The organism is Kitasatospora sp. NPDC127067 (assembly GCF_042724755.1).
Classification (GTDB): Bacteria; Actinomycetota; Actinomycetes; order Streptomycetales; family Streptomycetaceae; genus Kitasatospora; species Kitasatospora lactacystinica.
Genome location: NZ_JBHXEM010000040.1, coordinates 1 through 9,342 on the forward strand (window position 1 = coordinate 1; position 9,342 = coordinate 9,342).

Here is a 9,342-nt window from a genome sequence, read left to right on the forward strand (position 1 = left end):
TGCTCCCCACCGTCCCGCCCTCCCCCCTCGCCCCGCCCAGCGGCTGCCGCTTCCGCACCCGCTGCCCGCTGGCGGACAGCCGCTGCGCCACCGAGGAGCCCCGCCCGCGGGAGGTGGCGCCCGGCCGCACGGTGGCCTGCCACCGCCCGCTGGTCGGCGCCGCGGAGGCCTGACCGGCCGGGGCCGTCCCGGTACCCGATCGGGCGGCGGACGGGACCGGGTCGCCGGTGAACAGGGCGCGGCGCTCGTCCCCGGCCGGCCCGCCCGCGACGCCGAGCCGCCGACGGATGGCGAGCGCGCGGCGGCACTCCCCCGGAGGTGTCGCAGCCCGCACGGAAGCACCGGCCCCGGTCGGCCGCCCGACAACGGCGGCGCGGCCGAACCCCTGACCGAGGCATGACGCGGCCGCCGCCTTCGGCCGTTCCACGGTCGGGGCCCGGTAGCGTCACCGGTCATGAGGATTCTGGTCACCGGCGGCGCCGGGTTCATCGGTTCGGCGGTCGTCCGGGGCCTCGTGGCGGCGGGCCACGAGGTCCGTGTCCTGGACGCGCTGCTTCCCGCCGTCCATCCCTCGGGGATGCCACCCGAGCTGCCCGCGGCGGTGGACTTCCGGCACGGGGACGTACGGGACCGGGCGACGGTCGAGCGGGCGCTGGCCGGAGTGGACGCGGTCTGCCACCAGGCGGCCATGGTCGGCTTGGGGACGGACCTCGACGACGCGCCCGCCTACGCGGGCTGCAACGATCTGGGAACGGCGGTGCTGCTCGCCGCGATGGCGCACTCGGGCGTGCGCGGCCTCGTCCTCGCCGGGTCCATGGTGGTCTACGGCGAGGGTCGCTACCGCTGCCGGCTGCACGGGGACGTCGCACCCGGTCCACGGCGCCCGGACGAACTGGACGCCGGCCGGTTCGAGCCGCCGTGCCCGCGCTGCGGTGCCGAACTCCTGCCCTGCCTGGTGACGGAGGACGCACCGACGGACCCGCGCAGCGTGTACGCGGCGACGAAGCTCGCCCAGGAGCACCTGGTCTCCGCCTGGACCCGCGCCTGTGCGGGCCGTGCCCTGACCCTGCGCTACCACAACGTCTACGGCCCCGGGATGCCGCGGGACACTCCGTACGCAGGAGTGGCGTCGCTCTTCCGCTCGGCCCTGGCCCGGGGCGAATCGCCCAGGGTGTTCGAGGACGGCGGGCAGCGCCGGGACTTCGTCCACGTGGCGGACGTCGCCGCCGCGAACCTCTCCGCGCTGGCGGCGCTCGGCGACCGCCCGCCGGGCAGTACCCGGGCCTACAACGTGGGCAGCGGCGAGGTCCGTACGGTCGGGGAGATGGCACGGGCGCTGGCCGCCGCCCACGGTGGGCCGACGCCGGTGGTGACCGGCGAGTACCGGCTCGGCGACGTCCGCCACATCACCGCGGACTCCGCCCGGATCCGGACGGAACTCACGTGGCGGGCCCGGGTCTCCTTCGCCGACGGGATGCTGGAGTTCGCCGCCGCGCCGCAGCGGGCGTGAGAACGGCGCGCGACGTCAGCCGTGCGCGGGTGCCGCCGGATCCCGTCCGCTCCCCCGGACGGGTCGAGCCTCGCCGACGTGGCACCTCCGCAAGGCGCGGTTCGGCCTCGGCGGGCCGGGCTGCGGTTAGCGTGACCGGCGTGACTTCTCCCCTCCATCCCGTCCCCGTCGCCGATGTCGTCCTCCCCTGTCTGGACGAGTCCGCGGCCCTGCCGTGGGTGCTCGGCCGTGTCCCGGACGGCTGGCGCGCGATCGTCGTCGACAACGGTTCGCGCGACGGCTCGGCGGAGTTGGCCCGGTCGCTGGGCGCCACCGTCGTCGAGGAGCCCCGGCGCGGTTTCGGCGCCGCCTGCCACGCCGGTCTGCTCGCCGCGACCGCCGAACTGGTCTGCTTCATGGACTGCGACGGTTCGCTCGATCCGGCCCAACTGCCCCGCGTCGCCGGTCCCGTGGCGGCCGGCACGGCGGACCTCGTGCTCGGCCGCCGCCGTCCCGCGACCGCCGGCGCCTGGCCGGTGCACGCCCGGCTCGCCAACACCGTCCTCGCCCGCCGGCTGCGCGCCCTCACCGGGGCGCCGCTGCACGACCTCGGACCGATGCGGGCCGCCCGGCGGGAGCGGCTGATCGCCCTCGGGCTGGGCGACCGCCGCTCCGGCTATCCGCTCGAAATGGTGCTCGCCGCCTCGGCGGCCGGGATGCGGATCACCGAGACCGACGTCGACTACCTGCCGCGCTCCGGCCGCTCCAAGGTCACCGGGACCGTGCGCGGCACCCGTCAGGCCGTACGCGACATGCGGGCCGTGCTGGCCGCACCGCCGCCCACCCTGCTGGTCATCGCCAAGGCGCCGGTTCCGGGCCGGGTGAAGACACGTCTCACCCCGCCGTGCAGTCCGGGGCAGGCGGCGGCGCTGGCCCGGGCCGCCCTCGTCGACACCCTCGCCGCTCTCGACCGGATGCCGGCCGGCCGACGGCTGCTCGTCCTCGACGGGGACGCCGGTCCGTGGCTGCCGCCCGGTTGGGACGTCGTCCCGCAGTGCGGCGGCGGGCTCGACGAGCGGCTCGCGGCGGCCTTCGCCCATGCTGCCCGGCGGGCTCCGGGATCACCCGCCCTGCTGGTCGGCATGGACACCCCGCAGCTGGACCCGACCGTCCTCGCCGAGTCGCTCTCCCCGGCCCACCGCGCCGGTGCGGACGCCTGGTACGGCCCGGCGGCCGACGGCGGCTTCTGGGCCCTCGGCCTGGCCCACCCCACCGAGCGACTGGCCCGACGCCTGCTCCGGGGGGTGCCGATGTCCACCTCCCGCACCGGCGCCGCCCTGCTCGACCGCCTCGCGGCCGAGCGCCTGACGGTCCGCCACCTCCCGGTGATGACCGATGTGGACACCATCCAGGACGCCCGCCGCGTCGCGGCCGAAGCGCCGCACACCGGGTTCGCCGTGCGCCTGCGCACGATCGACACCGCCCCGGAGTTCGCCGGATGACCGCCCCGGCCGCCGCCTGGATCGACGACCCGTTCGCCGAGGCCGTACGCGCCGGACGCGGCCCCCTGTGGCTGCGCCAGGAGGACGGCTCGCGCATCGCACTCGACGTCGAACGGTGGTGCGCCCCCGCCGCCGGAGGCGACCACAGCCTGCTGCGGCGCTGCGTGGGCCTGGCCGCCCCGGTGGTGGACCTGGGCTGCGGACCCGGCCGGCTCGTGGCCGCCCTGCTGGCCCTCGGCGTCCCGGCCCTGGGAGTCGACGTCACCGGGGCGGCGGTGGAACGGACCCGCCACCTCGGAGGCCCCGCCCTGTGCCGGTCCGTGTTCGACCGGCTGCCCGCCGAGGGCCGCTGGGGCGGTGCGCTGCTCGCGGACGGCAACCTCGGCATCGGCGGCGACCCGGCCGTGCTGCTGCGCCGCGGCGCCGAACTCCTGGCACCGGACGGCGTCCTGCTGGTCGAGGTCGAGCCGTGGGAGCTCGACGAACGGATCACCGTACGGGTCGAGGGTTCCGACGGCCGCCTCGGTCCGGCGTTCGCCTGGGCCCGGTGCGGCGCCGGGGCGGTCACCCGGCGGGCCCGCCGGGCCGGGCTCGTCGAGACCGAACGCTGGACCTCCCACGGACGGCGGTTCCTCGCCCTCCGCAAGTCCTCCGCCGGCACACTCGTGTGACGGGGCGCTTCGACCCGCCCCCTCCGAGTCGGCGGTGCGCCACGCGCCTCGGAACGTCGGCGGCCGGTCAGGCCTTCGTCGTCCCCGGCGCCGGGCCGCGCGCCGGCCGCGGCGGTACGGCGCGGGACAGCCCACGGGCCGTCGGCACCGCGAGCACACAGGCCAGCGCGACCGCGTACGCGGACCGTTGGGCGTCCGCCCCGCCGATGAGGTAGAGCGCCTGTCCGGCCGCCGGAACGGCCAGCCACTCCCCCCGCCCGTCGAGCGCGACCAGGGCCACCACCAGCAGGCCGTACCAGGGGTAGCTCGGCGCGACGACCAGCAGCGCCGTTCCGGTCACCAGCAGGGCGCCGCGCCACGGTCGGCCGGGATCGCCGCGCAGCAGCACCCACAGCGCCACCACCGCCAGCACCAGCGCGGCCGCCCACGGGGCCCACCGGTCGGCGACGACGATCCGCAGGAGGCCGAACCGGTCGAGGTGCCCCTGCTCGTACCCCTCCTCCCGCAGGTATCCGGGCAGGTACCCCAGCACACCGGGCCCGGAGGCGACGAGGTAGGGCAGATAGACCGCCACGAACGTCCCGAGGGCCACTGCGAGCAGCAGCACGTCGGACCTGGTCGGACGCCGGGCCAGCAGCCCGGAGAGCGCTCCGGGCAGGGCGAGCGCCGGCAGCAGCTTGGTCGCGACCGCCGCGCCGAGCAGGGCGCCGCCGGCACCGGCCCGGCGACGGGCGGAGAAGCCCAGTCCGGCGACCATCAGGAGCGCACCGAGGGTGTCGACGTGCGCGTCGTTGACCGCCCACACCGTCACTCCGGGGCACCAGCCCCACAGCGCAGCGCGTCGGCCGCCCCGCCGTGCCGCCAGCAGTGCGCCGGTGGTGGCCACGGCCAGCACGGCCCCTGCGGCCTGCACACCGCGGACGCCGCCGCCGAACGGGTGCACGGCGAGGAACCACGCCTCCGCGACCGGCGGGTAGATGGTGTGCACGGCGGGCCGGTTGATCCGGGTGCAGTCGCCGTCCGCGGTCCGCCGCTCGTCCCACCCCGCGCAGCCGTCACCCGCCGGGAACAGGCCCGGATCGCGCAATCGGGCCAGCGCCGGGTCGTCCGGGGTGCGCGCGTAGGGCGAGGTGCCGGCCGCCTGGACGCGGCCGTCCCACACGTACCGGTAGGCGTCGTCGCTGGTGCGCGGTGGCGCCAACAGCCCCACGGCGGCGACGGCGACGCTCCCGGCCAGGACGAGCGGCACCACGTGACGGTCGCCCACCCCGCGGAGCAGGACGAGCGCGAGGGTGAACAGCGCCGCGTCGAGGGCGTACCAGCCGTACAGCGGCGCCCGGTCGGCGAGCGTCCCGCCGCCGGTCACGGTCAGTGCCAGGGCCGCCGTCAGCGCGGCGAGGGCGAGGACACAGGGCAGGAGGCGTCGGGTGAGCACGCGCCCACCCTGCCACCGCGGTGCCCCGTCACCGAGGACCGCCACCGCCGCGCTCGCCCGGCGGTGGCGCCGCGGCTGCGGCCCGGTCAGGCTCCGGGGACGCCCGGAAGGCCGGTGGTGAGACCGTCCAGGGCGTGCGAGCAGACGCAGTCCCGGTCGACGGGCAGCAGCTCGATCGCCTTGAACAGCACCGTGCGCAGCCGGTCGACGTTGCCCGCGAAGACCTTCAGCACCTCGGCCTGGGTGACGCCCTCGCCTGCCACGACGCCCGCGTCATGGTCGGTGACGAGCGCCAACGTGCTGTAGCAGAGCGCTAGTTCACGCGCCAGCGCGGCCTCCGGGTGCCCGGTCATGCCGACCACCGACCAGCCGCTCGCGGAGAACCAGCGGGACTCGGCGCGGGTCGAGAAGCGCGGCCCCTCGATCACCACCAGGGTGCCGCCGTCCACCGGCCCCCAGGCCGCCGCGGCGGCGGCGTCCAGGGCCGCCCGCCGCCCCGCCGGGCAGTACGGGTCGGCCATCGGCACGTGCACCACCTCGGGGACGGAGCCGTCCGGCAGCGGCTGCCCGTCGTAGAAGGTCTGCACCCGGCCCGAGGTCCGGTCCACGAACTGGTCCGGCACCAGCAGCGTGCCGGGCCCGTACTCCGGCCGCAGCCCGCCCACCGCGCACGGGCCGAACACCTGCCGCACCCCCAGCGCTTGCAGCGCCCAGAGGTTGGCCCGGTAGTCGATCCGGTGCGGCGGCAGCGTGTGCCCGCGCCCGTGCCGGGGCAGGAAGGCGACCCGGCGACCGGCCACCTCGCCCAGGAACAGCGCGTCGCTCGGCGGCCCGTACGGCGTGTCGACCCGCACCTCGGTCACCTCGTCCAGCAGCGCGTACAAGCCCGAGCCGCCGATCACACCGACCTCGGCCCGCGGCGCGTCCCCACGTACCGTCATGTGTTCCACCTCTCTCTCGGCGAGACCGTTCCGGCCACTGCGGGAACCAGCGGGCCTCGGGTCTCGACATCCGGTCTTACGGTTCACGAACCCCGCACCGCCGGTACGGGCCGGCCCGCCGCTCACCCGGGCGCGGACCGTCGGGATCGGCCGACGCGGCGGAGCTTGAGCGCGAGGGCGACGGCCGCCGCGCCGAACAGGACTCCGCTGACGGCGAGCCACCGGCCGAGGTAGACCTCCTCCGACAGCCCGGTGGCCCCCGGGTACGGCTCGGACAGGTTCAGGACGAGGGGGAACCAGACGAGCAGCAGGAGGCCGGACAGGACGACCGGTACCCGCAGGTAGTTGATCCACTCGACGGTCGGAGCCCGCTCGTGGCGGTGGCGCAGGACGGACCGGGCGGAGAGGTCGGCGAGCGAGTAGAGCGGCAGCAGGACCAGGTCGTGGACGAGGGCCCCGCCGACGAACCAGACCACCACCGCGAGGGCCCGGTCGGACACCAGCCGCTCGGCGGCGTAACCGGTGAGCGCGAACGAGGCGAGCAGCACGAGCAGGTGCATCGGCCCTGCGCCGTACCAGCGGGTGAGGCGGGCGGGTCGGGCCACGGTCACGCCCTGAAGGTGAGTCGGCCGACCCACTTGGTGTTGTTCACACCGGGGTTGGCGGGGACGATGATCCGGGCCGGGAAGCCGTGGTCGAGCGACAGGTCGACTCCGTTGACGTGCAGGGCCAGGAGGGACCGGAGGTCGCGGATCTGGTTGCCCCGCAGCAGCACCGAGGTGAAGGGACCGGGTGGTTGGACCGACTCCACCAGCACATCGGCCGCACCGGGCAGGCCGGCCAGGGCCGCCAGGTCGGCCAGCCGCAGTCCGCTCCACAGCTGGTCCTCGGTGGACCAGCCCTCCACGCAGGCGATCGGCAGCCGGGCCGACCGCTGCGGCATGGCCAGCAGCTGCTCGCGGGTGAGGACCAACGGCGCCGCGGCGCCGTGCAGTTCGAGGCGCCAGTCGGGACCGACGAGCTGCGGGGTGATCCCGACGGCGGCGGCGGTCTTGTTGATCTGGAAGCCGTTCGGGCCCTGCTCGGGGGCCCGGTTGTGCGGCGCCAGGAGCGCGGTCGCGCGGAGGCCGCCACCCAGGCTCTGCCCGGCCGTCACCGCGAACAGGACGAGCGAGCCGCCTCCCACCAGGGCGAGCGCACCGCGCCGGGAGGTCGTCGGCACGGCCGGCGAGGCCGCCACCGGGCCCCCGCCGTCGGAGGGTTCCGGCCTGGTCGCCGCGAGCCCGGTCCGCAGCTCCGCCAGCAGCGGACGCGACCGCAGGGCACGGCTCGCGCTGCCCAGCTTGAGGACCACGTGGACGGCGAAGGCGGCGATGAACACCCACGCACCGTAGAAGTGCAGCGGGTAGAAGGATCCCGGAAAGACGTAGTGCAGCTGGATGTTGAGGATCCCGGTCACGAACTCGAACACGGCGCCGCCGACGAGCATCAGCAGCGACAGCCGCTCCAGCGCGTTCGCGGCGCTGCGGACGGGCGGCCAGGTGAAGAGCTTCGGGATCACCGACCACAGCTTGGCCAGCAGCACCGGAACCAGCACGACGCCGAGCGTCACGTGCACGCCTTGGGTGAGCCGGTACAGCCAGGACGGATCGGTGGGCCAGTCGAAGAGGTAGAAGCCCAGCAGCCCCTTCTCCGGCGTCTGGTCGTTGAGCCGGCCGAGGCCGGGGTTGTACGCGGCGTAGGACAGCGCCCCGGTCACGAACAGCACCGGGATCCCGGCGAGCAGGACGAACCCGAACACGGAGGTGAGCCACGGGCCGCGGATCGGGCTGCGCCAGAACCCTCGGCGGAACGGGCCGGGTGGAGGGGGCATCCGACCGGCCCGGGCGGCGAGGGCCGCACCGGCCGAGGCGAGGGACCGGCCTACGGTTCGGGCCGCCCCGCGCAGCCTCCTGGCACCGCGCCCGGGCAGATCCCGCACCCTTGTGCCGCCCCGGCCCCGCGCGGGGTCCTCCCCGGGCGATCCGCCCCCCTGTCGGGCCCCGACCACCCGTCACCTCCAGCTCCGGAACCGTCCGTGAACGGGCGGGCCCACCGGCCTCCCGTTGTGAGGAGAAGCGGCGACCGCGCCCGGCCTGGGTCGCCGGAACGAGAGCCGCACCGTCGGAACCCCGCCGGACAGCAAACCAGCAGCGCACGGACTTCACCGCAAGGCCGGACACGCGGGGCGGCAACATCACCCGTGCGGAGGTATCCCGCCCCTGCCGCGGTCCCGGGTGCCGAGCCGGCGGGGGCGGCCGGCAGGGTACTCGGCGGTTCCGCGGACGCGGTCCGTCCCGGGCACGGTGTGCGCCTTCGCGGACGGCGGGCGGGGCGGGACCGACGGAGGGGCCGGTTCGCTGCTCCGGACGGGGCAGGGGTCGGGCCGGGGCGGGGAAGGGGTCAGGCCCGGTCGGTGGTGGAGATGGCCAGCAGCTTCGTCACCGAGCCGTCGTCGCCGACGACGTCGCGCAGGTGCCGGAAGCCGAGCCGGTGGCTCATCGTCAGGCTCGGGGTGTTCTCGGCGCCGACCATGCCGTAGACCTCCTTGAGGCCCAGCTCGTCACCGGCGTAGCGGATCAGGCCGCGTACCGCCTCGGCACCCAGGCCGCGGCCCCAGAACTCCGGGGCGAGCGCGGTGACCAGCTCGTGGCCGTCGACGTTCCCGGTGCGCTTGACCTCGGCGTGGCCCGCGTACGCCCCGTCCAGCCACAGGCCCCAGACGTCGAAGAGGTTCTGCGGGTAGACGTCGGCCAGGATCGCGCGGAACAGCGTGCGGATGTCCGGCTCGGGCACGAGGTCCTGGCCCATCCAGCGGCACACGTCCGCGTTGCGCAGCAGGGAGACGAAGGCGTCCTCGTCCTCGGGCCGGTAGGGGATGAAGTCCAGGTGCTCGGTGCGCAGCGGAGGGGTCATGGTGCTCTCCTCGGGTCGTGGTGGTGCGGCGGCTCGGTGGTGCGGTCGTTCAGTGGCGCGGTGGTGGGGTGGTGCGGCCGGGACGGGGCCGGTCGGCGTGGGCGCGACCGGCGGCCCCGTCCGTGCGGCCGGTCAGGCTCCGGCGTTCTCCATGCGATCGCGCAGGCTCTTCGGACGCATGTCGGTCCACACCTCGTCGACGTAGGCGGTGCACTCGGCCTCGGTGCCCTCGGTGCCGACGGGCTGCCAGCCGGCCGGTACGTCGAGGTCGGCGGGCCAGAGGGAGTACTGCTCCTCGTCGTTGCGCAGCACCTGGTAGCGGGTGTTCTCGTCCATGTCGGGCTCCTCT

At 75.9% G+C, this 9,342-nt stretch carries 10 protein-coding genes and 1 pseudogene; 5 read left to right on the forward strand and 6 right to left on the reverse strand.

Translation table 11 applies throughout. The annotated features are described in order from the left end of the window. The 5 genes and pseudogenes from ACFWJ4_RS18235 to ACFWJ4_RS18255 all read left to right on the forward strand — a co-directional run. Window positions 1–173 (forward strand): oligopeptide/dipeptide ABC transporter ATP-binding protein (locus tag ACFWJ4_RS18235; RefSeq protein ID WP_380545122.1); only part of this gene is annotated, 173 nt, incomplete at its 5' end. Between the two features lie 281 nt (window positions 174–454). Then, window positions 455–1,510, forward strand: a complete 1,056-nt coding sequence (locus tag ACFWJ4_RS18240) for an NAD-dependent epimerase/dehydratase family protein (protein WP_380545084.1) — start codon at window positions 455–457, stop codon at window positions 1,508–1,510. 131 nt (window positions 1,511–1,641) lie between these two features. Then, window positions 1,642–2,364: pseudogene (locus tag ACFWJ4_RS18245) on the forward strand (glycosyltransferase family 2 protein); the annotation flags it as partial. 99 nt (window positions 2,365–2,463) lie between these two features. Beyond that, a complete protein-coding gene (locus ACFWJ4_RS18250) occupies window positions 2,464–2,991 on the forward strand; it encodes a DUF2064 domain-containing protein (protein ID WP_380545124.1) in 528 nt (175 codons plus the stop codon). Continuing rightward, window positions 2,988–3,662 carry an SAM-dependent methyltransferase gene (locus ACFWJ4_RS18255; protein WP_359903868.1) on the forward strand — a complete coding sequence of 225 codons (675 nt, stop codon included), beginning with the start codon at window positions 2,988–2,990 and terminating at the stop codon, window positions 3,660–3,662. The genes ACFWJ4_RS18250 and ACFWJ4_RS18255 overlap by 4 nt, the downstream gene beginning before the upstream one ends. Before the next feature lie 67 nt (window positions 3,663–3,729). On the opposite strand, the gene ACFWJ4_RS18260 is transcribed toward ACFWJ4_RS18255, so the two are convergent. The 6 genes from ACFWJ4_RS18260 to ACFWJ4_RS18285 all read right to left on the reverse strand — a co-directional run bounded on the left by ACFWJ4_RS18260 (window position 3,730) and on the right by ACFWJ4_RS18285 (window position 9,329). Then, on the reverse strand, window positions 3,730–5,097 hold the full coding sequence (locus ACFWJ4_RS18260; RefSeq protein WP_380545086.1) for a hypothetical protein: 1,368 nt from the start codon (window positions 5,095–5,097) through the stop codon (window positions 3,730–3,732). 86 nt (window positions 5,098–5,183) lie between these two features. Beyond that, complete coding sequence (locus ACFWJ4_RS18265; protein ID WP_380545088.1) at window positions 5,184–6,038, reverse strand: S-methyl-5'-thioadenosine phosphorylase; 855 nt, start codon at window positions 6,036–6,038, stop codon at window positions 5,184–5,186. 122 nt (window positions 6,039–6,160) lie between these two features. After that, the gene (locus ACFWJ4_RS18270) at window positions 6,161–6,598 is read right to left on the reverse strand and encodes a hypothetical protein (RefSeq protein WP_380351073.1); all 438 of its coding nucleotides are present in this window, start codon (window positions 6,596–6,598) and stop codon (window positions 6,161–6,163) included. A gap of 47 nt (window positions 6,599–6,645) precedes the next feature. Next, entirely contained in the window at window positions 6,646–7,911 is a 1,266-nt protein-coding gene (locus tag ACFWJ4_RS18275) for a molybdopterin-dependent oxidoreductase (RefSeq protein ID WP_380545090.1), read from the reverse strand. Between the two features lie 569 nt (window positions 7,912–8,480). After that, on the reverse strand, window positions 8,481–8,993 hold the full coding sequence (locus ACFWJ4_RS18280; RefSeq protein ID WP_380545092.1) for a GNAT family N-acetyltransferase: 513 nt from the start codon (window positions 8,991–8,993) through the stop codon (window positions 8,481–8,483). Between the two features lie 132 nt (window positions 8,994–9,125). Beyond that, window positions 9,126–9,329 (reverse strand): MbtH family NRPS accessory protein, encoded by a 204-nt coding sequence (locus tag ACFWJ4_RS18285; RefSeq protein ID WP_359903885.1) that lies wholly within the window; start codon window positions 9,327–9,329, stop codon window positions 9,126–9,128. Window positions 9,330–9,342 lie beyond the last annotated feature (13 nt).

Coding starts and splice junctions, on each gene's coding strand:
- ACFWJ4_RS18240 (WP_380545084.1), top strand. CDS start 455: ATGAGGATTCTGGTCACCGGCGGCGCCGGGTTCATCGGTTCGGCGGTC.
- ACFWJ4_RS18250 (WP_380545124.1), top strand. CDS start 2,464: ATGCCGGCCGGCCGACGGCTGCTCGTCCTCGACGGGGACGCCGGTCCG.
- ACFWJ4_RS18255 (WP_359903868.1), top strand. CDS start 2,988: ATGACCGCCCCGGCCGCCGCCTGGATCGACGACCCGTTCGCCGAGGCC.
- ACFWJ4_RS18265 (WP_380545088.1), bottom strand. CDS start 6,038: ATGACGGTACGTGGGGACGCGCCGCGGGCCGAGGTCGGTGTGATCGGC.
- ACFWJ4_RS18270 (WP_380351073.1), bottom strand. CDS start 6,598: ATGCACCTGCTCGTGCTGCTCGCCTCGTTCGCGCTCACCGGTTACGCC.
- ACFWJ4_RS18275 (WP_380545090.1), bottom strand. CDS start 7,911: ATGCCCCCTCCACCCGGCCCGTTCCGCCGAGGGTTCTGGCGCAGCCCG.
- ACFWJ4_RS18280 (WP_380545092.1), bottom strand. CDS start 8,993: ATGACCCCTCCGCTGCGCACCGAGCACCTGGACTTCATCCCCTACCGG.
- ACFWJ4_RS18285 (WP_359903885.1), bottom strand. CDS start 9,329: ATGGACGAGAACACCCGCTACCAGGTGCTGCGCAACGACGAGGAGCAG.